Source organism: Candidatus Avelusimicrobium fimicolum, from assembly GCF_021632165.1.
GTDB classification, from domain to species: domain Bacteria; phylum Elusimicrobiota; class Elusimicrobia; order Elusimicrobiales; family Elusimicrobiaceae; genus Avelusimicrobium; species Avelusimicrobium fimicola.
The window spans coordinates 1-21,648 of record NZ_JAJWTS010000002.1 but is presented as its reverse complement, the minus strand read 5'-3'; the positions used below and the strand labels follow the sequence as shown (position 1 = coordinate 21,648).

The window sequence follows — 21,648 nt, the reverse complement described above, 5'->3', positions numbered from 1 at the left end:
TAATATAAAAACGGGTTATCTTCTATATTTTACCATATACAAACTAAAACCGCCCGGTAATCAGGGCCGGACGGAAAAGGTTAATACCAAGGCGAGCCGAAGCGGTTATATCCGCGTGTGCCCGGCCAAAAACACAGCACCAGTGTAACAACAGGAGGAAAAAGGATAGCCAAAATAAACCACCAGCCGGATAAATTCATATCGTGAAACCGCCGCACGGTGGCAAACCACCACAGCAGAAGTGCCAAAAGCACAAAACCGCTCCCCAAAAAAAGACAAATTAGGCCCAAGAGCGATGTTCCCTCTCCGGGCAAAGCCAAGTGAACGAGCAGTCCGCCAAGCGCGTAAAATATGCTGATAATACATAACCGGAGCAAATAGCCAAGTCTTGGTAATCTTCCGAAAAATCCCATAGTGTAATTCTCCTATTTAAATTGCATTTGTTGCGTAACGGCCAATGCGCGCGGCATCAGCACACAGCGGGAATAGACTGTTTGTCCCAACGCAAACAATAAACCTAAAACCGCAAAAACTATTAATAACGGTTTCTTTTCTTGCCTGCGCACGGTTACAGAGCCGAAGCGGTTTTCGTCCGGAGAGCCTTTTTTAAAGCACAAAAAGAGCCAAACTATAAGCCCCAAAAGCGTAAACAGCCACCATTTTTCTTGAAAGAAAAGGGATACTCCTGTTACGGGGATAATGTATCCGGCAATCCACCAGGCGGATAAATTCATATCGTGCAGGCGGCGCGAAAACGAAGCAAAAGCCAACCAAGCCATCAAGATACTAAGGGCAAGTTGCGCAAGACTTAACAGCAAACTTGAAAACAACGCTCCGGCTGAAAGCGAAGCAGAATTTCCCAACACAAGCGTTTGCAAAACAAGGGAAATCAAGCCTAAACCCTGCCACAAGGCTCCCACGCAGGCAAATTCTAGGCGGTTGGCGCGCGGGGCAAAACGAAAGTAATGTTTCCAGTCCATAAAAACTCCTTAATAAAAATCGTACGGGTCTGCTGCTACTTTTATTGTAACTTTTTTTGCGGGAGTGTAGGAATCCAGCACCGCCAATAAATCAAGCCAGCGCGCTTCGTCCGTTTTAAACAGTAAATACTGCTTTTTTAATACGTCCGTTTTTTTGGCGCACCACACCGGGCCTAATACCTCTATGGCGCGGGTATGCCCCAAGCGTTTGATTTTGGCTGTTTCGGTGTTTAACAGGGTTGTATCTTTGGCTTTGATAAGCACTTTAATTAGGTGCGTGTAGGGCGGATAGGAAAAACTTTCGCGCAAAAGCAGTTCTGTTTCTGCGGTTTGGTTATAATCACCGGATAAGAGGGGGGAATAGTCGTAGGCTTCTTTGTCGGCGGCTTGGATGATTAACCTTCCGTCTGGAACTCCCGACAAATGCCCGCGTAAGCCAAAGAGCATTTGACCGTATTTTTCGGAAGCGCGAAAATCCGGGCCGTCCAGTTCCAATTCCGCGTCCAATACGGCGGCTAATGTAACTTTGGCCCCGCGTAACGCGCCGGAGGCCAGGCGTGTGCCGACAATAATGTCTGCATTTCCGGTTTTTAGCGCATTTAAGGCTTCAAAGCCTTGCCCCGCTTTTGTTTTTAAAGTGTCAGAATCCAGGCGCAAAAGTTTAGCCTTGGGAAAGAGTTTTTGTACTTCGGTAACGATTTTTTGCGTGCCTCCGCCGCGTGATTTAAAAATCAGGTTGTGGCACTGGGGGCACTCTTGCTGTAAACTTTCGGTGTGCCCGCATTTTTTGCAGACCAAACGGTCTCCGTGTTCGGGGGTGTTTTCGCGTGATAAAATGGCACCGCACTTTTTACATTTAGCATAAGAGCCGCAGTTTAAACAATAGTAAGCCGTAGAGTAGCCCCGACGGTTTAAAATTAAAAGAGAAGTTTCTTTTTTTTGCAGGTTTTCGGTCAGTTGGCGAACCAAAAAGTCGGATAGAAAGCGGCTTTTTTCGCCTTTTTTATCGGTGATTTTAATTTGAGGGGAAAAATGATGCCCCGGTACAGCCCCGGTAAACGGAATTTGCAAAACTTGTTTCTTTTGTACCATTTTAAGCATTTCCACGCTCGGTGTGGCAGAGGCAAAAACCAACACCGCCCCGTGCGCCTGTGCGCGGAACATTAATAAATCGCGTAAATGGTAATAAGGTTTATTTTCCTCTTGCTTATAATTATCATCACCTTCGTCCAAAACGGCGGCCAGCCGCAGGTTTTTAAAGGGTAATAAGGCCCCGGAACGTGTAGAAATTACCACACAGGGGAGTCCGTTGGAAATGGCGGAAAAATACTTTTTCTTTTTGGATAAAAGCATACGGCTGTGCCAGCAAAATACATTATTTGCACCAAAGCGCGTTTCTGCCTCCGCTATGAACTGTCGTGCGGCTACGATATCGGGTACGGTAATTAAAGTTTGCCCATAGCCGGCCAATACGTCGCCTGCCAAGCGTAGCACCGTTTCAGTTTTGCCGGTGTATGCAGGCCCGTTAAAAAGCACGGGGTGAAACTCATAGGCGGGAAAAGCCCGGATAGTTTTTAAAGCGTTCTCTTGGGAAGAAGTCAGCGTAAAAGCCGGTGTTTTTATATCAATATGTATAGAAACAGGGGAATTATCTACTTTAAAATAAGGTTGGGGAGGAATAAGCGAAAAAAGGATTTGTCCGACAGGACAGCCCCAGTGCGTTTTCATAAAACGGGCTAACGGAAATAAATCGGAGCCAAACAAAGGGCGTTCATCTACCACGGAGACAATTTCTTTTAATTTCATATCTTCGGGTGCGGTACGGACATCACTGACAGATACAATCATACCTCCCGTTAAAATCCGCCCGAACGGAGCCGTTACGCGCACACCGGGAACAGCCTTTGCAGCCAATTCATCAGGCACCAGGTAGTCAAAATCGCGGTCCAGCGGTACGTCAAAAACAACTTTGCAATACATAAGGGGTTATTTGGCGGCGCCCTTTAAGCCCAGTTCCGCCATTACCATTTGCAGGTCCAGCCACGCATCTTTTTTCCACCCGGGGTTGCGCAAGAGGGCGGCGGGGTGGAACGTGGCCAATATTTTAACGGGGCGGGGCAAGGTTACGCTGTCTAAATGTAAATCATAAAATTTGCCGCGCAAGGCACCCAAAGATTTTGCGTCCGCAATAAGTGCTTTGGCAGACACTCCTCCCAACGCAACGACATATTTGGGGCAGATAATGGAAATCTGTTTTTCAATATATTTGCGGCAGCAGGCGATTTCTTCGGCATTGGGGGCGCGGTCATTGCCGTGTTTTTCGGGATGGAGAGGGTCCGTCATTGGGTGGCATTTTGCAATATTGGCAATAAATACCTGCTCCCGTTTTAACCCCATAGCGGCAATCATTTTATCCAATAATTGCCCCGCGCGGCCTACAAACGGGCGACCTTGGCGGTCTTCGTCAAAACCGGGGCCTTCTCCCACAAACATTAGGTCGGCATCTACATTTCCTTCCCCGGGTACCGCGTTTAAGCGCGAGGATCCCAGCGGACAACGGGTGCAGGATTTAATTGTTTCGGCCAGTTCGGCCAAAGCGGTTGTTTTTTGGGCGGTGGTCATAAGGCTCCCGGATAAAGAGATTTGGCTGTCGGCCGCTTGGCCGGTTCCGTCGGTCGGCTGAACCTCAACCGCCGCAGAGGGGGTAATGCTTTTAGGCTTGCGGGTAAATTCCACGGTTAAAGTTTCGCCCTCCGGCATTTTGGGCAAGGCTTCCTGCGCAGCAGGCTGAACGGATGCAGACGGTAAAATATCGGCCGCGCGCTGTGGCACGGCCGTTAAAATAAATTCGTCTTCTTCCTGATTGGCAATAAAACGTCGCAGTTCTCCTGCCAACCGGCGCAGCGAATCCTGGGCCATATTACAGTTTCATCGGTTCTTTGGCTTTGCGTTCCGCTTCTTTACGGGCTTCTTCCTGGGCTTTGAGTTCGGCTTCCAGGTTTTTCTTGCTCACGGTTAAAACTTCTTCTTTGGAAACGCGGTTGGACAAAATGTCGTCCAGCGCCACTTTGATAACGACGGCGTTGGGCTGATGTTTGTATTCGTCTTTCTTTTTGAGTTCTTTGGCCCACATAGATGCCAAGACGACTACGTCGTAGCGGTCGCCGTCAAAGTTCATAAGTTTGGCATCAAATTCTTTGTCGTTTTTAAAAGACATATTATCCCTCGCAAGTTTTATTTTAGATTTTTAATTTTTAAATCTTGTCTGCATACGCGGCATTGTTCCGCGGCTACAATTCCGGCCATTTTATCCACGGCCTCCGCCAGTTCGTCATTGAGCAAGGCATAGTCGTAACGGTCCAGTTCCTGCATTTCTTTTTTTGCCGTTTCTAAGCGGATTTCAATATCCTGCGTATTGTCGTTACGGCGCAAAATGCGGTTTTTGAGTTCTTTTAAACTCGGTGGAACGATAAAGACGGTGGCCGCGTTCGGGTATTGGGCTTTTACCGTGCGTGCACCCTGTACGTCAATAACCAAGATGGGGCAAATGCCTTTTTTCATCAGGTCATCTACCGATTTTTTGGGAATTCCGTAATAGTGCGTATGCACTTGGGCCCACTCCAACATTTGGCCTTTTTTAATTGCCTGCTCAAATTGTTTAATCGTCCAAAAGTGGTAGTCCACTCCGTTTTTTTCGCCGGTTCTCGGTGCACGGGTGGTGGCGGTAATCACGCGCGAAACGGATTTATCGCGTTTTAAGACCGCATCTACAATCGTAGTTTTGCCTGCCCCAGAGGGCGAAGAAACAATAATAGGAAAAGGCTTCATTGATATATTTTAGTAAATATTTAGGCTTGGGTAAAGTAACCGGGGCTTTTACATTAAATAAGTCCGTTTGTCTATTTCCACAGATAGCACGCCCGGCACTCTTTTGTAATATTTAATGGCCTTGGCGGGCGTTTTGTTATCCGGCACGCGCACGGCGGCGCCGTTTAAATTTTTATAATCATATAGAATTTCAGAGCCGTATTTTTGTGCAGCCTTAAAAAGCGGCTCCTTGCCTACTTGGGCATCATAAAAAATAATTAAGGTACGGTTTTGGGGGCCATGGTTGTCTGCTGTTTTGGGGGCGGTGTGGCAGGCCGCCAACGAAAATAAAACTGTAAAGATAAAAAATAATTTCTTCATAATTACATTATAGCAGAGTTTGGGGAAAAATTTAGGCATAAGAATTCCCACGGCTTTTGCATTGGGGGGGTAATTTTACATCTTAATTCTGCGCGTTACAATCCGCGAGTATAGAGAAGCCCCGCCAAGGGGCAGGGCTTCAATGCTTAAACGATAATTGCGGCTTGCGCTTGAATTAATCTTACATCTTAATTCTGCGCGTTACGTTATCTTTGCGGAAGCATTCAATTACGTCGCCTTCGGCTACGCCTTTGAACCCTTCAATCAAAATACCGCACTCATATCCTTTTTCCACTTCCTTTACATCGTCTTTGAAGCGTTTTAAGCCACCAATTTTGCCGTGGCCCACTTCTTCGCCGTTGCGTTTGATACGCACTTCGTAGCCGCGTACCACTTTGCCGCTATCTACGAGAGAGCCGGAAATTAAGCCGGAACTGAGTTTCATTACCTTTTTAATGGTGGCTGTACCTACAACCGTTTCCACCACATCGGGTTCTAATAAGCCTTCCATCGCGGCTTTGATATCTTCCAGCAGTTCAAAGATAATGGTGTAAAGGCGGATTTCAATGCCTTCGCGTTCGGCTTCGGCGTGGGCCTTGTTCTCTACGTCCACGTGGAAACCGATTACCACCGCGTTACTGGCCTTAGCCAACAGAATATCGGACTCGTTGATGTTGCCCGGGGCGGAGAGGATAATATCCAATTCCACTTCGTCCGACGGAATACGCAGGAGTGCGTCCTTGATGGCCTCAATGGAGCCTTGCACGTCGGCCTTTAAAATAAGGCTTAACTTTTTAACGCGGTTCCCGTTTTCGTCCTTTTGCGCCAAGTTCATTAACGAAACTTGTTTGCGGTGGGCTTGAGAGTCTTCCTTCTGCGCCAGTTTACGTTTTTCGGCGGCATAGCGGGCTTCCTTTTCGCTGTCCATAATGTAGAGTGTATCACCCACTTGCGGCGGCTCGCCGTTGATGCCTAAAATCTCCGCCGGAACGCTTGGCCCGATTTTTTGGTAGCGTTGGGAATTTTCGTCAATCAGCGCGCGGATACGGCCGTAGTTGGTCCCCACGATAAACGGGTCGCCTATTTTCATTGTGCCTTTTTGTACCAGCACGGTTGCCACGACACCGCGTTTATTATCGCGTTTGCTTTCCAAAATGACACCCACGCCCGGGCGGTCCGGGTTGGCTTTCAGTTCCATCATTTCGGCCTGCAAGGAAATCATTTCCAAGAGTTTATCAATATTGATGTTCTTTTTGGCTGAAATTTCTACATAAATGGTGTTGCCCTGCCACTCTTCGGGCACCAGCCCGCGGGCGGCCAAGTCTTGTTTGACGCGGTCCGGATTGGCACCGGGCAAGTCAATTTTGTTGATTGCCACAATGATAGGCGCGCCGGCGGCTTTGGCGTGTTCCATAGCCTCAATGGTCTGCGGCATAATACCGTCGGTAGCGGACACCACGAGCACCACAATATCCGTGGCCTGGGCACCGCGGGCACGCATTGCCGTAAAGGCTTCGTGTCCGGGAGTGTCTAAAAACGTCAGTGTGCCGCGCGGAGTGGTTACGCGGTACGCGCCAATGTGCTGCGTGATAGCGCCCGCTTCACCCGCAACAACGTTAGATTTGCGGATAGCATCCAAAAGGCTCGTCTTACCGTGGTCCACGTGGCCCATAATGGTAATAACGGGGCTTCTGGGCTTTAAGGAGGCCGGGTCGTCCGGCGTTTCCATAAGCGCGACGGTTTCTTTGCTTAAATCTTCTTCCGCCAGTTCCGCTTTAAAGCCGCACTCGTCCACAATCAGTTCCAGCATATCTTTTTCTAACCGCTGGTTAATCGTGGCGAAGATGCCCATCATCATTAACTTTTTGATAAAATCATTTGTTTTGATGTTCATCTTTTCGGCCAATTCTTTTACCGTCGGTTGTCCTACAATGCGGATAACCTTCGGGTCTTTGGCCGGAGCCTCTTGCACGGGCGCTTGATGATGATGGTGTCCGTGTCTCGGACCCTGAGGGCGGCTCTCCTGCGGGCGGCTTTCCTGCGGACGGTTCTCCTGCGGGCGGTTTTGGGGCGCAGTCTGCTGTACCGGGGCCGCTTTCGGAGCCGGGGTTACTGGTGCAGGCTTCGGTGCGGGAGCGACAGGGGCCGGTTTTGGCATATTGACGGCCTTTTGCTCTTGCGGTTGGGTAGCAGGTTTTGCTGCCGCCGCCGGTTGAACCGGTGCGGCCTGTTCCTTTTCCGTCATTATATCTTCGGCAACGGGTTTGACAGCCGGTTTTTTAACCGTTGTTTTTGCGTGCGTTTTTTTAACTGCCGTCTTTTTTGCAGCCGTCGTTTTGGCGGCCGTTTTTTTAGCCGTAGTTTTTTTTGCAGCCGTCGTTTTAGCGGTTGTTTTTTTGGCGGACGTCTTTTTTACAGCCGTTTTCTTCTTGGCGGAGGATTCTTCGTCGGTGTTAGTTGTTTTCTTTGTCGTCATTAGTTTCCTCCTGTGTGGACTTATCCGCTAAATATTTTTTAGCGCCCTCAATAATCTTTGCGGCTGTTTTTTCGCCAATGCCCTGAACCGTGGACAAGTGTTCCACATCAAGTTCGGCAATTTGTTCTACGGTTGTAAAGCCGGATTTTTGCAATACTTCCGCCATTTTGGGGCCGATACCTTCTACATCAGCCAAGGTGGCCTGTACGGCGGCGGTGGCTTCTTTGCCTTCTTTTGCCTTTTGGGATTCGCTCTTTACTTCCAGGTTCCAACCTGTCAGTTTGGAGGCCAGTTTAATATTTTGCCAATCTTTCCCAATGGCGATAGCCAACTGGTCATCCGGCACAATAACGGTGGCCTTCTTTTCGGTGAGGCTTTCAATTTTTACAAAGTCTGCCTTAGCCGGGGCCAGCGAGTTCATAATGACGGTGGAAATATCGTCGGAATAGTTGATCAGGTCAATGCGTTCGCCGGATAGTTCGTTCATTACCGCGCGGATGCGGATACCGCGCATACCTACGCAAGTACCGATAGGGTCAATTTTGCTGTCAATGCTGGACACCATTACTTTGGCGCGGAAACCGGGGTCTCTCTGTACATTTTTGATTTCCACAATGCCTTCGTTGATTTCGGGCACTTCCACTTTAAAAAGTTCTTCCAAGAATTTACCGTTGGCGCGGGATAAAATAACGTAAGGCCCGCGTTGTCCTTTATCCATTTTGAACGCGGCCGATTTGTAGCGGGAGAGCACCGGGTCGTCGCCGATATTGGCCAAATCGTTTTGGTTAAGCACCTTGGCAATAATGGCTTTTACACGGGAACCGTTTACATAGCGTTCCTTTTTGATTTGTTCGCAATACGGCAAAATGGCTTCCACCTTTCCCAAATCTACGATAATGTCGCGGTCGGAGAAGCGGCGCACGGAGCCTGTGATTACTTCGCCTTCGCGGGGTTTAAATTCTTTGTAGAAATTGTCGCGTTCAATGCCGCGGACTTTTTGAATTAACACTTGTTTGGCAATTTGCGCCGCAATGCGGGAGAAATCTTCCACTTCCAAGGTAATCGTTACCACGTCGCCGGCTTTGGGGGCCTTTAAGTATTTTTTGGCTCCTTCCACGTCAATTTCCATTTCCGGGTTGGTTACTACTTCCACCACATTTAGCGTTTGAAAGGCTTTAATGGAGCCGCTTTCTACATCAATTTTGGCTGAAATCTGGGCGGTTTTGCCCAAGTTTTTGCGCAAGGCGGACACCAAGGCATCTTCAATCGTTTTTAAAATGTCTTCGCGTTTGATGTTCTTTTCTCTTTCCAAACCTTCTAACGCTAACACTAAATCTTTTGCACTTCCTTCCATTTTGATAATCTCCTTTTTGCTCGGTTTAATACCGCAGCGGGGTTAAAATTCAAGGACCGGGTCCAAATTGGCCTTCTTGATATTGTCGTACGAGAAGCGGAACTGGTTGGTTCCGTCATCAAGCACAAAGTGGTCGTCTTCCGCCGAGGCGATAACGCCCGTAAAACTGCCGCGGCCTTCCAACGGTATTTTAAGCACAACTTTGGCGCGTTGGCCCACGAAGCGTTTAAAGTGTTCGGGCTTTTTCAGTACGCGCTGCACTCCGGGGGAGGATACCTCTAAAATATAAGCGCCGTCAATCAAGTTTTCCATTTCCAAAATGGAATCAATTTTGTCGGTCAGTTCGCCGCAGTCATCCAGCGTTACGCCGCCGGTTTTATCTACGAAAAACTGTAAAAGTTTCTTTCTTCCTTGGTTTTGGATAATTAAATCCACCAGTTCCACGTCTTGCTGGGCAAGTGCGCGGGCTACGGTTTCTTCAATGGTTTTGGGGTCTCTCATATTTACTCCTTTTGTAGAGCCTTATTATGGAAAGAGCGGCTTGTTGCCAAGCCGCTCTTTCTAGAACACTCATATCATAACATATAGGGAGTAATGTGTCAAATATTTATCTTTCTTGCTAAAAAGTATAATAGTTATATGACAATTTCTTTTATGCAGATATATCCGGCAAAAGCCGTATTGGCATTAGCCTTGGTGGAGCAGCGTGTAACGTGGTTGGAAACCAAGAGAATTGAACAATGGGCGCGCTCGCATTATTTATCCCGCTACAATTTGGCTTATTTTGAAAATGCCGCCCGTCTGGGCCGGTTGTGGGGGCTTTTTAAGGAGTCCCGGTTGGTGGCTTCGGCCGTTTTATTAGATAAAGACCCGCGCTGGAAAGGATTTGAAGATGCCCCCGCGTGGTATGTACATAACTTGGCCTCGGCGGTGGATAAACCGGGGGCCGGTGCTGAATTTTTACACCAGGCTGAAATGAAGGCGCGGGAACTAAAAAAGCAATTTTTGCGGCTTGATTGTAGGACCGGAGCAAAAAAAATTAATGCGTATTATGAAGAAAAGGGTTTTTTATATGCTGGTGAGTGTGAGGAACCCTTCTACAAAGGAACACTTCGGCAAAAGAAGTTATAAAACTGATAAAAAGTATTTGCCCGGGCTTGTACCCGGGTTTTTTTACAAACTAATCCATTTTTGCGGTTGCGCGGAAGAGGTGTGTTGTTTACAATAAAAGAGTAGTAGCCGTAACAAAACAGAAGTATTTTTTATAGGGGGAAAAATGAAGAAAACTGTATTAATTGCGGTCTTGGCGCTGGTGTTGGGTGTCTCGTCCGCTTCTGCCCAAGGGGGCAAAACTTCCGGGGCGGCTTACCAACATAAAGCCGGTGCCGCCGCCACGCAAAAAGCCAATGCAGCATCCTTAAAAAAGGGTGAGCCTCGTCTTAATGCAACCACCACCACTACGAACGTTTATAACGTGTCCGCCACTGACAAGCGCGGTACCACGGACTACGGCGTAATGGAGCAGACCGTTACCAATGCACAAGGTTCCACCACTACCAATGCGGTGCTGTATGATGAATATACACCCAGCAAAGCCGCGCGTGTGAACGAAAGGGATATGGAAGTGTCTGTGGCGGGTGGTGTTTCTTATACGTTTAATAAAGACGACCGCAAAGACCGCTACGCCAAAAACGGATTCGGCGCGAATATGAATATGCTGTGGAATATGACGCCCAACTTTGCAATGGGGCTGGATTATATGATGCTCCACCCGGGCACCAAGAGCCACAACAAAGACGGCCAAGCCCGCAACTATAAAGACTTCTACTTGCACTCTATTGCCTTGGGCGGGCGCTACACATTAAACGCGTGGGATAATTGGCGCGTTTACCTGCCAATGGGTTGGGGAATGATGCAAGCGCGTATGAAGACCACTACCGACGCGGGCGACCGTTCCAGTAAGGATAAATGGGGAACCGGTTTTTATGCGGGGTTAGGTTTGCAGTATGATATTTCTACCGACTTATTTGCCGGCTTGGAATACCGCTATACCTATGCGTTTATTAGTGATAAACACCTGTCCGACTTTGGACGCAATAATGACTTGCAGTTCCACTCGCTCTTTTTGCGTCTTGGTATGCGGTTTTAAGAAAGCAGATTATTAAAAGAAAGGGAACCTGCTAAGGGTTCCCTTTCTTTTTGTGAGTGCTGTTTCAGTTGTGAATTCGGAACTTTTTATAAGCCTAAAAACACTTGTTTAATTTCTATATTATATGAGTGTTTGCTTTTGCTGATTTTTTTTGTTAGACTAAACTAAAAACTGGTAAAAAGGAGAATTTGGATGAAATATACAAAACAAAGGCTACCGGGGAAAATGTTTCAAAGAGAGGGCTTTACTCTTATAGAATTGTTGGTAGTTGTGTTAATTATTGGCATTTTGTCTTCGGTGGCCCTGCCGCAATATACCAAAGCCGTGGAAAAATCCCGTGCGACAGAAGCGAAGGCGACAATGAAAAAAATCTATGAAGCGGAGTTAATTAGAAATATGGAGATGGGGACTACCGATGTGATGTATCCGCTGGACGAACTTTCCGTTTCCTTTACAAATGCTAATGGAACTCTGGCAACAGGCACGAATTTTTCTACGAAAAATTTTAGTTATAACGTTAGATCTTTTTATAATGGGCATCCTTGCATAAATGTTCGTCGTTTGCTTGATGGCAATAATGGGTACGAATTTTCTCTCCCTCTTTTTAGTGGGCGTATGTATTGTTCAGATTATGTTGATGGAAAGATGTGCGGTTCTTTTGGGTTTCTGAAAAAAGATTCGGTCTGTGAAGCCACGCTGTCTTCCAGCCGGTGTTATACCGAGTAAATGAGTAGCATATATTAAAGGATTTCCCCATAAGATATGGGGGAATCCTTGTTGGCATAAAAATCCCCAGAGTTTAAAATTTCTCTGGGGATTTTTGAATTTTTTATTTACCTGTGGCGGTTAATATCTTTTCCACCGCTTCGGACAAATTCCAGCGGACGGCTTCTTTATCGGTCCGCTTTTTATATTCGCATTGGCCGTCTTTCACCGTTCGGCTGCTGACCACCAGGCGGTACGGCAGGCCGATTAAGTCCATATCTTTAAACTTAATGCCGGCGCGTTCGTCGCGGTCATCTAACAACACGTCTAACCCTTTGGCTTCCAACGCGGCGCAAATTTCGTCCGCGTGTTTTTTTACTTCGGGGTTAGAGTGGTAATCAATGGCAACTAATGCTACATCAAACGGAGCCAGCGGCGCGGGCCAAATGATACCGTTGTCGTCGTGAGATTGTTCAATGGCAGCGGCCACCACGCGGCCTACACCAATGCCGTAGCAACCCATAATCATCGGTTGGGCCTTTTGTGTTTCGTCCAAGAACGTGGCGTTCATTGCCTTGGAATATTTAGTGCCCAGTTTGAAAACGTGGCCTACTTCAATCCCGCGCGTAAATGTAAAGGGTTTGCCGCAATGGGGGCAGATATCACCCGCAGAAGCAATTTTTAGATCGCAATATTCATCTACTTTAATATCGCGTAACGGTGTAACGTTTTTTGTATGGACGTCCTTTTCGTTCCCGCCGGACACGCCGTTAATCACCCCTTTTACATAGTTGTCGGCATAAATGGGCAGTTCGGGATGTTTCTCTTTTAAGCCTTGTGCCCCTGCAAAGCCCACAAAGGAACCCGTAATCTTGGTATAGGTTTCTTCATCTGCTTTTACAAGTTCGGTGCATTTTAAAAACGCGCGGAATTTGGGTTCGTTCAGTTCGTGGTCGCCGCGCATCAAGGCCACCACAGGCTTGCCGTCGGCCATAAACAAAAGGAGTTTAATCAGTTTAGAGGTCGGCACTTTGAGCATATCTGCCACGTCCTCAATCGTGTAAGCCTTGGGCGTGGAAACCTGTTCCATAGGCAGCAGTTCATCTTCGTTTAACGGTGGAAATTCCGGGCATTTGACGGCGGCCTTTTCCGTATTGGCTGCATAACCGCAATCGGAATCTGCGATAGCATCCTCGCCGTTGTCGGCCAAAACCATAAACTCGTGGGAGAAATTGCCGCCAATAGCGCCGGTATCGGCCTCTACGGCTTTGAATTTAAAGCCGCAGCGCGTAAAAATGCGTTGATAGGCATCATACATCCGCTGATACCAATCGTCGGCCTGCGCGTCGGTAGCGGCAAAGGAATAGGCATCTTTCATATAAAATTCGCGGGAGCGCATTACGCCAAAGCGGGGGCGGATTTCGTCGCGGAATTTAGTGCCGAACTGGTACAGACAGACCGGGAGTTGTTTGTAAGAGGATAAATCTTTACGGACGAGGTCGGTTACTTCTTCTTCGGCGGTGGGGGAAACGCAGAAGCCCGCACCTTTGCGGTCTTCCAGTTTTAAGAGTTGGTCTCCAAAGTGTTCCCACCGGCCGCTTTCTTCCCAGAGTTCTTTGGGTTGGATAATCGGCATCCAAATTTCGTTGGCGCCCGCGCGGTTCATTTCTTCGCGAATAATTTGCTCCACTTTTTTCAGCACTTTAAAGCCAAGCGGCAACCACTCGTACAGGCCGCTGCCCAGTTTGCGCACAAGCCCGGCGCGAATCATTAATTTGGCGGACAGGTTATCCGCATCTTTGGGGGCTTCTTTTAAAGTAGGAATATAATAGTTTGATAATTTCATTTTATGTCCTTTTTATGGTTTCTTATAAATTTATTTCTTCCAGGTGTTGATTTTGTCAATTAAAAAATCAACCCATTTTTCTTGCGGGAGTTTGAACATCGTTTGACCGTGTTCAAAATATAACCCTTCGCCTTTGCCGCCCGCAATGCCGAAATCGGCATCACGCGCTTCGCCGGGGCCGTTTACAATGCAGCCCATTACGGCAATTTTCAGCCCGGTGGCCTTTTTTAACAGGTCTTTGTCGGCATAAATTTTATCTTCCAAGGCGTGTACCGTTCCCGTTACATCTACTTGCGTGCGTCCGCAGGTGGGGCAGGAAATCAGGTTCGGGCCGTATTCACGCAGGCCGAGCGCCTTTAAAATTTCGTAAGCCGTGCGTACCTGCATACGCGGGTCCTCGGTTAAGGAAACGCGTATTGTCGCGCCGATCCCCTTTTGCAAAAGAGTGCCCAAGGCTACTGCACTTTTAACAGTGCCGCTTAAAAAACTGCCCGCTTCCGTAAGCCCGATGTGCAGGGGAATATCGCTTTGTTTTGCAAAAAGTTCGTTGGCCAGTACCGTCCGTTTGAAATTGTCGGACTTTAACGAAACGACCACATTTTTAAAGTTCAACTGTTCCAAAATGTTGGCTTGTTCCAGGGCTTCGTTGACCATTACTTCGGCCCATTTTTCGTCGGTCAGGTCCATTTTGCCCTGAACGGTTTTTAAATATTTTACGCTCCCCGCATTTACCCCAATGCGCATAGCCACGCCGTGGTCCAAGGCGGCTTTTACCACCTCTTTGGTGTTTTCCACCGCCCCGATATTTCCGGGGTTGATGCGCACTTTATCTATGCCTTGTTTGATGGCTTCCAAGGCCAATTTATAATCAAAGTGAATATCCGCCACCAGGGGGGAGTGAATACGTTTTTTGATTTCGCCGATGGCTTGCGCCGCCTGCATATCGGGCACGGCTACACGGTTGATTTCACATCCGGCATCTTCCAATGCACAGATTTGCGCCGCTGTTTTGGCGGCGTCGCGCGTGTCTGTGTTGCACATACTTTGTACACGCACAGGGTGGCCGGTTCCCAAAATATACGGGCCGACTTTTACTTCTCTACTTTTGTACATTTTCCGCCTCCGCGGGTGTTTGTTCGGGCGCGGCCTGTGCCGCCGCGGCGGCTTTGGGCTTAAAGAAGATACGTTTCGCGTCCGAATAGGTGGCATACACCACGAGTAAAATTAAAAGATACATACCAATATTTACCGCGATATTAAGCGTTTTTTCGGTCGGTAACTTTTTGGTAAGCCCTTCCCATAAATAGACAAGGGCATATCCGCCGTCCAGTATCGGAATAGGAAATAAATTAAACATCCCCACCGCTACGGACAGCATAGCAATTAAAAATACAAAATCTAATAAACTGCGGTGTACCGCTTGGTGAATAATATTTACAATACCTACCGGGCCGGCCAGTTCCGGGGCTTTCTTTTTAACGAAACTTTGCGTTAAGGAGGTAAGCGAAAACTTGGTCCAGTAGTAACATTGGTAAAACCCAAGCCCGGCGGCTTTCCACCAAGGAACGGGTTGATATATTACCTCTACGGTTACACCCAGTACGGTGGGGGCATCTTTTTTAAAGGAGTCCGCCTTGGCGGTAGCGGTTAAAGTTTTATCCCCGCGTTCGTAAGTAAGCGTTAAATCGCCTTGGCGCTTGCCGATTTCTTCTACAACTTGCAGCCAGTTTGCTGTTTGAACACCGTTTACGGACAAAATTTTATCCCCTGCTTTTAGGTCCAGTTCGGCGGCCGGATAGCCCTCAGCCACCGCCCCGATAACAGCGGGCATCTTGGCTCCGTCTGTTTCCGGCATCCCTTTAATGTAAATCAGTGCGCCGAAGATAAGAGCGGCCAGCAGATAGTTAAATAAAGCACCGTTTACCACCATAAAAAATTTGGCATACCATTTTTTAGCCGCAAATTCATACGGTTTGGGCGGTTCGGGAGCATCCTGGGGGTGGAACATTTGTCCGGCCGGTTCAACAAATCCGCCAAAAGGGATAGCCCGCACCTGATAATCTGTATCGCCCACTTTTTTGTGCCAAAGAATTTTGCCGAAACCAAAGGCAAATTCTTTTACGCGGATTCCCGTCAGGCGGCAAGCCAGGTAATGCCCGAATTCGTGAACAATGACAATCGGGCTTAAAGCAACAATAACAGCAATAATGGATAGTAGCATTTATTCTCCTAAATAGAAGCCTTTTTATAGGTTTTATCTGCCAGACAAGCCTGCGCGGCTTCACGCGCCCAGGCATCAGCATCTAATGCCTGGTTGAGAGTTGCATCCCCGCTGGTGTGGGGGGCCCCTTTAAGCACCGTGTAAATCAGTTTGGAAATATCCGTAAACTTGATTTGTTCTTTCAAAAAGGCATCTACGGCCACTTCGTCTGCCGCGCTTAACACAGCGGGCATAATACCACCTTGGCGGTAGGCCGATAAAGCCAAAGCCAGGCAAGGGAAGCGCTCAAAATCAGGCTCAAAAAATTCCAATTTAGCGGCTTCAAATAAATTTAATTTTTTTACCGGCCCAGGGGCGCGGTGCGGGTAGGTAATTGCATACTGAATCGGTACGCGCATATCCGGCTCGCCCATTTGGGCCAAAATGGCCCCGTCGTTAAATTCCACAGCCGAGTGGACGATAGATTGCGGATGAATTACAATTTGCACCTTTTCCTCGGGCAAATTAAAAAGGTTCATAATTTCAATAGATTCAAACCCCTTATTCATTAAGGTAGCGGAATCTATGGTGATTTTTTTGCCCATATGCCAACGCGGATGGTTTAAGGCTTCGGCTGGTGTAACAGTGGACAAGGCCGCCTTGCGTTTGGCAAACGGTCCGCCGGAAGCCGTTAAAAAGACGCGGGAAATATCCTGCGTGTGGCGGTGGTATGAATGCTCATCGGCCAGCCCCGCCATACATTGAAAAATGGCGGAAGGTTCGCTGTCCACCGGCAAAATAGCGGCTTCCCAGCGTTCGCACTCTTTCATTAACGTTCTGCCGGCCATTACCATTGGTTCTTTGTTTGCGAGAGCCACCGTTTTTCCGGCTTTAATCGCGCTTACTAAGGGTTGAAATCCCACGGCACCGACCACGCCGTTTATCACCAAATCGGCAGACGGCAAGGAGGCCATAAACATTAAACTTTCTATTTCGGGCGGCAAAAGGCGCGTGGCGGCGGGGACCTGGTCTTTAATTTTTTCGTAACTGGCCTGGTTTAACACCGCCGCAAAGCGAGGCTTAAAAGTGTGCAACTGCTTTAAAAATAAATCGGTATTATTATTAGCCGATAATGCTATTACGCGGTACTCTTTCCCTAACCGTGCAATTACGTCCAAGGAAGAAGTGCCGATAGAACCGGTGGAGCCTAAAATTACGATATTTTTCATAGTTTAATCGTGTAAAGAACCACATAATAAAAAAGCGGCGCGAGCAGCAAATAAGAGTCAAACCGGTCTAAAAATCCACCGTGTCCGGGGAGCAAATTGGAGGAATCTTTTACACCTGTGGAGCGCTTTATTACCGATTCGGCTAAATCGGATACCTGGCCCACTATGGCAATCAACAAGCCCAAAATAACGGCGGTTTTAACCGAAAGAGTATTGGATAAAAACAAGTGCGCCATAAGCACCGCTGCACCGACGGCAAGCAGCGTGCCGCCGACAGCGCCTTCCCACGTTTTCTTGGGGCTGACTTCCACATTTAATTTGTGGCGGCCCAGAAAGCGGCCGCAGAAATACGCGCCTGTATCGCTTACCCACACGGTAATAATCATAAAAAGTGTTAAATATTCGCCGTACTGCGGGATATCGCGCAGATTGATAAGGTGCGCCAAGGCCCACGGCATAAAAAATACGCCTGTAAAGGTGTTGCATACACGGTCCCACGAGCGTTTGGGGGTTAATACTTCAAATAAAAGCACGCCGAAGGTTACTACACTGATTGCAAAAGGGTACAAGTTATCCGGCAGTTCGGAAACGCTGGGCATACGGCCGACAATCGCCACGACAGCCATTAACAGGCCGAAAAGCACCAAGGCCGGCATATGGACGGGCTTTTTCCCGGCGGTAAGAACAAGGCCGTATTCATACAAACAAAACAGAATTACACAGCCGACAAAGGCCATATAAATCGCGCCGCCAAAGTGGATAGCGGCCAAAACAACAGGGACCCCAATCAGGGCAGTAATGATTCTCGGTAATAGCATATCTTTATTTTACCATATTGGGGGAGATTAGCAGAGGGGAAAAAACAGATTTTTATTTCCGTTTGGCTACCATTACTTTGGTTTTGGGTAAATTTAACTCCCAAAGGGCATTGTGTGCCACCCAGCGGGCAGAGCGGTTGTCGGGGTAGAGGTCTAAAATTTCGTTGGCACACGCTACGGCGCGCGGGGTTAGGCGCGGATTTTTTTTGCCGATATTACGCAAGGCCCAGTTGACGGCTTTATGTACCATTGGGCGCGGGTCGCACGAGTGGTTTTTGATAAGCGGCAACAGTTTGATAAGGTCCTCATCTGTGGTTTTGGCGCGCGGAGCCGATAACGAACAAATAATGGCAAAGCCTGCCCGGCGGACAAATTCGTCCTCTTTTTTTATCCAGCGTTCAGCCAGTTTTAAAGGGTTTTTTACCTTGGAAAAAAGGTTTCCGCAACATAAATCGCAAATATCCCAGGAATTTAATTCGCTCGCCCAGTTGTCCAGTTTTTCGCGTGTCATTTGTTCCGGGTCCGCCAACATAGAGGCCATAATGCGGGCCTCGTGGATGCCGCTTTGCCACAAGGCTTCGGCAAGGTCTTGGTCCGGTCTGGGCAGGCCCTTTACCAAGGCGCGCAGGGTGGTAACTGTCGTGCCGACGGCCTTATCTGTGCAGATGCCGAATCTTTCCTGCATTTGCTTTTTGGTAGCCGCGGTGGCAAACCGTTTGATGCGCGCGAGCATTTCTTCGGCGCGGGAGCGGGTAACCGGGGTAATCATATTCCTCCAAAGCGGCGCGTGCGGTGGGAATATTCGGTAAGCGCTTTATTAAATTCCTCTTCGCCAAAGTCTGGCCAAAGCACCGGGGTAAAATAGAATTCGCTGTATGCGGCTTGCCATAATAAAAAGTTAGAAAGGCGCTCCTCGCCGGACGTGCGGATAATCAGTTCCGGGTCCGGCAGGGCCGGTTGATAAAGAGCCGCCGAAATATCGTCCATAGATACGGCTGTTTTGCCTTGCTTTAAAAGCGTATTTACGGCTTGGGTGATTTCTTGCCGGGCACCGTAATTAAGAGCCAAATTGAGGGTTAGCGCGGTGTTTTGGGCGGTAGAAGTGATTGCTTTGTTAATTTTCTCTAATACCGCGGGGGGGAGTTTTTCCCGGCTGCCGCTAATTAGCAGTTTTACTCCGTGTTTGGCGGCATCTTTGGCATAGCGGTCCAAGGTTTGTTCCAAGAGTTTAAAAAGGCCGTCTATTTCGTCCTGGGGGCGCGACCAGTTTTCGGTAGAAAAAGCATACAAGGTCAAAAATTCCACCCCGGCCTGCTTGGCGGCTTTTATGGTGCGCTCCACCGCATTAGCCCCGGCGCGGTGGCCGGCCAAACGCGGAAAGCGGCGCTCTTTGGCCCAGCGGCCGTTTCCGTCCATAATAATAGCAACGTGGCGGGGAGTAGTATTTTGTATTTCTTGGGACATATTTATATTTTACTTTATTTAGCGGCGCGGCGGGTAAGGCGGTGTTATTTTAAGGGAAACCCCGCTAGGGTTTGCGTATTGGCGGCGGAAATGGTTTTAAAAGAAGGGTTGTTTCGTTTTATTTTTTTTATTAAAATAGGAATATTATTAGGATGTATATCTCTTTATGTATCTGCCATATAAAAATGTGCAAAGAAGGTTTTTTGCTCAAATATAAATGTTTGAAAAGGAGATAAAAATGAATAAAAAGGGTTTTACCCTTATAGAATTGTTGGTAGTTGTACTTATTATTGGCATCTTGGCGGCGGTGGCTATGCCGCAATATCAAAAAGCGGTGGAAAAAGCCCGCTTAACGGAAGTAATTACCACTATGAGTTCACTTGAAAAAGCACTCAACTTGTATCTGTTAGCCAACGGTGCGCCTTCATCTGGGCAAGCCTTTGATTATGGAACAACACTAGACTCGTTGGATTTGGATTTTCCGGGTAGAACAAAGAATTCTATTTATATTGGAGTAGGAAAATCACCCAATCAGTATCGTATTTTTGCCCACTTGTCACCTTCTTTTGGTGGTTGGTGGATTCATGTGGACAGTGACCTGTACGGTGGGAGTATTATTCGTTGGGAAGCTGACGGAACTCGTACCTGTGCGGATGGTTCATCCAGTAAATTTAAACCGTTTTGCGAGTCTCTTAAATCCCAAGGATTGGCTAACGCTCAATAATATTAAAAAACCCCGGGCTAATAAGTCCGGGGTTTTTACATCTATCAAACCAGCCAAAAAACTAAATCTTCATAATTTCGGCTTCTTTATTTTTAATGATTTGCTCAATCTGGGCAATGTGCGCATCCGTCGTTTTTTGTACGTCGGTTTCGTAGCGTTTCAAATCATCTTCCGTAATTTCAGCCGCTTTTTGGGCTTTTTTCAATTTTTCCAGTATATCGCGGCGTTCGTTACGCACGGCTACTTTAAAATCTTCGCTCATTTTGGAAATGTTTTTTGCCAACTGTTTGCGGCGGTCTTCCGTCATAGACGGCAAAGTAATGCGGATAACTTTCCCGTCGTTTACCGGGCTTGCGCCGAGGTCGGCCTTTTGCAAGGCGCGGTCAATATCGTTTAAAGAAGAAATATCCCACGGCTGGATCTCCAAGGTTTTGGCATCCAAAATATTGATAACAGCCATTTGTTTAATCGGGGTAGGCGTTCCGTAGTAGTCCACTCGGATGTTTTCCAACAGTCCCGCACTGGCGCGGCCCGTGCGGATAGTGGCCAAGTCGCGTTCCAAGCGTGCAACGTGTTCGCCCATATTGTTTTTTGTTTTGTTTAGCAGATTGGTAATCCCTTCCATATAAAAATCCTCTTAATAGTGAAATGTTACTTTATTATAGCAATTCCGTACTGATATGTCAGTCGGTGTTAGTAAATAATCGTGCCGACATCTTCGCCGCAGAGCGCTCTTTTGATATTGCCTTTTTTGTGCAGATTAAATACTTGGACGGGCACTTTGTTTTCTAAGCACAATGCAAGGGCGGCCGTATCCATAAACTGCAACTGGCGGGCAATAGCGTCCTTGTAAGTGATTTTGTGAATTAATTTAGCCTCGGGATTTTTGCGGGGGTCGCTGTCATACACACCGTCAACCTGCGTGGCTTTTAACAGTACGTCCGCGTTAATTTCGCTGGCGCGTAAGGCGGCTGCGCTGTCGGTAGTGAAAAACGGGTTGCCTGTGCCGCCCGCGAAAATGACAATGCGTCCTTTTTCCAAGTGGCGCAAGGCTTTGCGGCGCACAAAAGGTTCGGCTAACTGATAAATGTTAATAGACGTAAGTACGCGGGTGGGTGCCCCGGCTTCTTCCAACGCGGATTGGAGCGCAAGCGCATTAATCACCGTGGCGAGCATACCCATATTGTCGGAGTTTACGCGGTCAATCACACCCCCGCCGTCGCGAACGCCGCGCCAAATATTGCCGCCTCCCAACACAATGGTCAGTTCGCAATTACCGCAGCGGTAAGCATCAGCAATTTCTTCGGCAATTTCTTTTAAGGCTTGCGGGTTAATGCCACGGTGCCCTTCGTTGATGAGGGCTTCACCGGACAATTTTAATAACACTCTTTTTTTGTGCTGGGGTTTGCAGCAACACGTTTCCATACAAATTCTCCTCGCTTTTAGCGGATATTTTTATTATTCTACCACAAAACGGCGCCTAAATACTGCGGGCGGGTGGGCTTTTCTTTGTGC

Annotated in this window: 23 protein-coding genes; 4 read left to right on the top strand and 19 right to left on the bottom strand. The window is 47.8% G+C overall.

Translation table 11 applies throughout. The features are described 5' to 3' along the window. Positions 1-80: 80 nt before the first annotated feature. The 10 genes from ACQY2K_RS01415 to ACQY2K_RS01370 form a co-directional block, all read right to left on the bottom strand. Positions 81-413 carry a DUF805 domain-containing protein gene (locus tag ACQY2K_RS01415; RefSeq protein WP_428040465.1) on the bottom strand — a complete coding sequence of 111 codons (333 nt, stop codon included), beginning with the start codon at positions 411-413 and terminating at the stop codon, positions 81-83. A gap of 12 nt (positions 414-425) precedes the next feature. Further along, positions 426-980, bottom strand: a complete 555-nt coding sequence (locus tag ACQY2K_RS01410) for a DUF805 domain-containing protein (RefSeq protein ID WP_428040464.1) — start codon at positions 978-980, stop codon at positions 426-428. A 9-nt stretch (positions 981-989) separates the two neighbouring features. Then, positions 990-2,960: a replication restart helicase PriA gene (gene priA, locus ACQY2K_RS01405; RefSeq protein ID WP_428040463.1), complete on the bottom strand. Its 1,971-nt coding sequence runs from the start codon at positions 2,958-2,960 to the stop codon at positions 990-992. A gap of 6 nt (positions 2,961-2,966) precedes the next feature. Next, positions 2,967-3,899 (bottom strand): uracil-DNA glycosylase, encoded by a 933-nt coding sequence (locus ACQY2K_RS01400; RefSeq protein WP_428040462.1) that lies wholly within the window; start codon positions 3,897-3,899, stop codon positions 2,967-2,969. A gap of 1 nt (position 3,900) precedes the next feature. Beyond that, positions 3,901-4,197, bottom strand: coding sequence for a hypothetical protein (locus tag ACQY2K_RS01395; protein ID WP_177747162.1), 297 nt, complete (start codon positions 4,195-4,197; stop codon positions 3,901-3,903). A 17-nt stretch (positions 4,198-4,214) separates the two neighbouring features. After that, positions 4,215-4,808: a guanylate kinase gene (gmk, locus tag ACQY2K_RS01390; RefSeq protein ID WP_428040461.1), complete on the bottom strand. Its 594-nt coding sequence runs from the start codon at positions 4,806-4,808 to the stop codon at positions 4,215-4,217. Between the two features lie 48 nt (positions 4,809-4,856). Then, the gene (locus ACQY2K_RS01385) at positions 4,857-5,168 is read right to left on the bottom strand and encodes a S8 family serine peptidase (protein ID WP_428040460.1); all 312 of its coding nucleotides are present in this window, start codon (positions 5,166-5,168) and stop codon (positions 4,857-4,859) included. Positions 5,169-5,349: 181 nt separating this feature from the next. Then, entirely contained in the window at positions 5,350-7,644 is a 2,295-nt protein-coding gene (gene infB, locus ACQY2K_RS01380; RefSeq protein WP_428040459.1) for a translation initiation factor IF-2, read from the bottom strand. After that, positions 7,622-8,998: a NusA N-terminal domain-containing protein gene (nusA, locus tag ACQY2K_RS01375; protein ID WP_177747149.1), complete on the bottom strand. Its 1,377-nt coding sequence runs from the start codon at positions 8,996-8,998 to the stop codon at positions 7,622-7,624. Before nusA ends, infB begins: the two co-directional genes overlap by 23 nt. A gap of 42 nt (positions 8,999-9,040) precedes the next feature. Next, complete coding sequence (locus ACQY2K_RS01370) at positions 9,041-9,499, bottom strand: ribosome maturation factor RimP (RefSeq protein WP_177747146.1); 459 nt, start codon at positions 9,497-9,499, stop codon at positions 9,041-9,043. 138 nt (positions 9,500-9,637) lie between these two features. On the opposite strand from ACQY2K_RS01370, the gene ACQY2K_RS01365 reads away from it, so the two are divergent. From ACQY2K_RS01365 to ACQY2K_RS01355, 3 genes are all read left to right on the top strand, one after another. Next, positions 9,638-10,129, top strand: coding sequence for a hypothetical protein (locus tag ACQY2K_RS01365; protein ID WP_428040458.1), 492 nt, complete (start codon positions 9,638-9,640; stop codon positions 10,127-10,129). Positions 10,130-10,274: 145 nt separating this feature from the next. After that, positions 10,275-11,147: an outer membrane protein gene (locus tag ACQY2K_RS01360; protein WP_428040457.1), complete on the top strand. Its 873-nt coding sequence runs from the start codon at positions 10,275-10,277 to the stop codon at positions 11,145-11,147. 192 nt (positions 11,148-11,339) lie between these two features. Next, the gene (locus tag ACQY2K_RS01355; RefSeq protein ID WP_428040456.1) at positions 11,340-11,873 is read left to right on the top strand and encodes a type IV pilin protein; all 534 of its coding nucleotides are present in this window, start codon (positions 11,340-11,342) and stop codon (positions 11,871-11,873) included. Positions 11,874-11,976: 103 nt separating this feature from the next. Here the strand turns inward: ACQY2K_RS01355 and ACQY2K_RS01350 are convergent, their stop codons facing one another. Genes ACQY2K_RS01350 through ACQY2K_RS01320 form a run of 7 tightly spaced genes read right to left on the bottom strand, consistent with a single transcriptional unit; the run spans position 11,977 to position 19,409 of the window. Next, positions 11,977-13,698, bottom strand: a complete 1,722-nt coding sequence (locus ACQY2K_RS01350) for a proline--tRNA ligase (protein ID WP_428040455.1) — start codon at positions 13,696-13,698, stop codon at positions 11,977-11,979. Positions 13,699-13,728: 30 nt separating this feature from the next. Then, positions 13,729-14,811, bottom strand: a complete 1,083-nt coding sequence (gene ispG, locus ACQY2K_RS01345; protein ID WP_428040454.1) for a flavodoxin-dependent (E)-4-hydroxy-3-methylbut-2-enyl-diphosphate synthase — start codon at positions 14,809-14,811, stop codon at positions 13,729-13,731. Then, positions 14,798-15,919 carry a M50 family metallopeptidase gene (locus ACQY2K_RS01340; protein WP_428040453.1) on the bottom strand — a complete coding sequence of 374 codons (1,122 nt, stop codon included), beginning with the start codon at positions 15,917-15,919 and terminating at the stop codon, positions 14,798-14,800. The genes ispG and ACQY2K_RS01340 overlap by 14 nt, the downstream gene beginning before the upstream one ends. 8 nt (positions 15,920-15,927) lie before the next feature. Continuing rightward, entirely contained in the window at positions 15,928-17,127 is a 1,200-nt protein-coding gene (locus ACQY2K_RS01335) for a 1-deoxy-D-xylulose-5-phosphate reductoisomerase (RefSeq protein WP_428040452.1), read from the bottom strand. Continuing rightward, positions 17,124-17,945, bottom strand: coding sequence for a phosphatidate cytidylyltransferase (locus ACQY2K_RS01330; protein ID WP_428040451.1), 822 nt, complete (start codon positions 17,943-17,945; stop codon positions 17,124-17,126). The genes ACQY2K_RS01335 and ACQY2K_RS01330 overlap by 4 nt, the downstream gene beginning before the upstream one ends. Positions 17,946-17,997: 52 nt before the next feature. Next, the gene (locus ACQY2K_RS01325; RefSeq protein ID WP_428040450.1) at positions 17,998-18,714 is read right to left on the bottom strand and encodes a DNA alkylation repair protein; all 717 of its coding nucleotides are present in this window, start codon (positions 18,712-18,714) and stop codon (positions 17,998-18,000) included. Next, positions 18,711-19,409: an isoprenyl transferase gene (locus tag ACQY2K_RS01320; protein ID WP_428040449.1), complete on the bottom strand. Its 699-nt coding sequence runs from the start codon at positions 19,407-19,409 to the stop codon at positions 18,711-18,713. The genes ACQY2K_RS01325 and ACQY2K_RS01320 overlap by 4 nt, the downstream gene beginning before the upstream one ends. A gap of 238 nt (positions 19,410-19,647) precedes the next feature. On the opposite strand from ACQY2K_RS01320, the gene ACQY2K_RS01315 reads away from it, so the two are divergent. Continuing rightward, positions 19,648-20,133 (top strand): type IV pilin protein, encoded by a 486-nt coding sequence (locus ACQY2K_RS01315; RefSeq protein ID WP_428040448.1) that lies wholly within the window; start codon positions 19,648-19,650, stop codon positions 20,131-20,133. A 61-nt stretch (positions 20,134-20,194) separates the two neighbouring features. Here ACQY2K_RS01315 and frr read toward each other — a convergent pair whose 3' ends face one another. Next, positions 20,195-20,758, bottom strand: coding sequence for a ribosome recycling factor (frr, locus tag ACQY2K_RS01310; protein WP_428040447.1), 564 nt, complete (start codon positions 20,756-20,758; stop codon positions 20,195-20,197). Between the two features lie 68 nt (positions 20,759-20,826). Then, positions 20,827-21,558 (bottom strand): UMP kinase, encoded by a 732-nt coding sequence (gene pyrH, locus ACQY2K_RS01305; RefSeq protein WP_177747115.1) that lies wholly within the window; start codon positions 21,556-21,558, stop codon positions 20,827-20,829. Positions 21,559-21,648 lie beyond the last annotated feature (90 nt).

Excerpts from the sequence above, each read along its gene's own strand:
- ACQY2K_RS01415 (WP_428040465.1), bottom strand. The coding sequence starts at position 413 with ATGGGATTTTTCGGAAGATTACCAAGACTTGGCTATTTGCTCCGGTTA.
- ACQY2K_RS01410 (WP_428040464.1), bottom strand. The coding sequence starts at position 980 with ATGGACTGGAAACATTACTTTCGTTTTGCCCCGCGCGCCAACCGCCTA.
- priA (WP_428040463.1), bottom strand. The coding sequence starts at position 2,960 with ATGTATTGCAAAGTTGTTTTTGACGTACCGCTGGACCGCGATTTTGAC.
- ACQY2K_RS01400 (WP_428040462.1), bottom strand. The coding sequence starts at position 3,899 with ATGGCCCAGGATTCGCTGCGCCGGTTGGCAGGAGAACTGCGACGTTTT.
- ACQY2K_RS01395 (WP_177747162.1), bottom strand. The coding sequence starts at position 4,197 with ATGTCTTTTAAAAACGACAAAGAATTTGATGCCAAACTTATGAACTTT.
- gmk (WP_428040461.1), bottom strand. The coding sequence starts at position 4,808 with ATGAAGCCTTTTCCTATTATTGTTTCTTCGCCCTCTGGGGCAGGCAAA.
- ACQY2K_RS01385 (WP_428040460.1), bottom strand. The coding sequence starts at position 5,168 with ATGAAGAAATTATTTTTTATCTTTACAGTTTTATTTTCGTTGGCGGCC.
- infB (WP_428040459.1), bottom strand. The coding sequence starts at position 7,644 with ATGACGACAAAGAAAACAACTAACACCGACGAAGAATCCTCCGCCAAG.
- nusA (WP_177747149.1), bottom strand. The coding sequence starts at position 8,998 with ATGGAAGGAAGTGCAAAAGATTTAGTGTTAGCGTTAGAAGGTTTGGAA.
- ACQY2K_RS01370 (WP_177747146.1), bottom strand. The coding sequence starts at position 9,499 with ATGAGAGACCCCAAAACCATTGAAGAAACCGTAGCCCGCGCACTTGCC.
- ACQY2K_RS01365 (WP_428040458.1), top strand. The coding sequence starts at position 9,638 with ATGACAATTTCTTTTATGCAGATATATCCGGCAAAAGCCGTATTGGCA.
- ACQY2K_RS01360 (WP_428040457.1), top strand. The coding sequence starts at position 10,275 with ATGAAGAAAACTGTATTAATTGCGGTCTTGGCGCTGGTGTTGGGTGTC.
- ACQY2K_RS01355 (WP_428040456.1), top strand. The coding sequence starts at position 11,340 with ATGAAATATACAAAACAAAGGCTACCGGGGAAAATGTTTCAAAGAGAG.
- ACQY2K_RS01350 (WP_428040455.1), bottom strand. The coding sequence starts at position 13,698 with ATGAAATTATCAAACTATTATATTCCTACTTTAAAAGAAGCCCCCAAA.
- ispG (WP_428040454.1), bottom strand. The coding sequence starts at position 14,811 with ATGTACAAAAGTAGAGAAGTAAAAGTCGGCCCGTATATTTTGGGAACC.
- ACQY2K_RS01340 (WP_428040453.1), bottom strand. The coding sequence starts at position 15,919 with ATGCTACTATCCATTATTGCTGTTATTGTTGCTTTAAGCCCGATTGTC.
- ACQY2K_RS01335 (WP_428040452.1), bottom strand. The coding sequence starts at position 17,127 with ATGAAAAATATCGTAATTTTAGGCTCCACCGGTTCTATCGGCACTTCT.
- ACQY2K_RS01330 (WP_428040451.1), bottom strand. The coding sequence starts at position 17,945 with ATGCTATTACCGAGAATCATTACTGCCCTGATTGGGGTCCCTGTTGTT.
- ACQY2K_RS01325 (WP_428040450.1), bottom strand. The coding sequence starts at position 18,714 with ATGATTACCCCGGTTACCCGCTCCCGCGCCGAAGAAATGCTCGCGCGC.
- ACQY2K_RS01320 (WP_428040449.1), bottom strand. The coding sequence starts at position 19,409 with ATGTCCCAAGAAATACAAAATACTACTCCCCGCCACGTTGCTATTATT.
- ACQY2K_RS01315 (WP_428040448.1), top strand. The coding sequence starts at position 19,648 with ATGAATAAAAAGGGTTTTACCCTTATAGAATTGTTGGTAGTTGTACTT.
- frr (WP_428040447.1), bottom strand. The coding sequence starts at position 20,758 with ATGGAAGGGATTACCAATCTGCTAAACAAAACAAAAAACAATATGGGC.
- pyrH (WP_177747115.1), bottom strand. The coding sequence starts at position 21,558 with ATGGAAACGTGTTGCTGCAAACCCCAGCACAAAAAAAGAGTGTTATTA.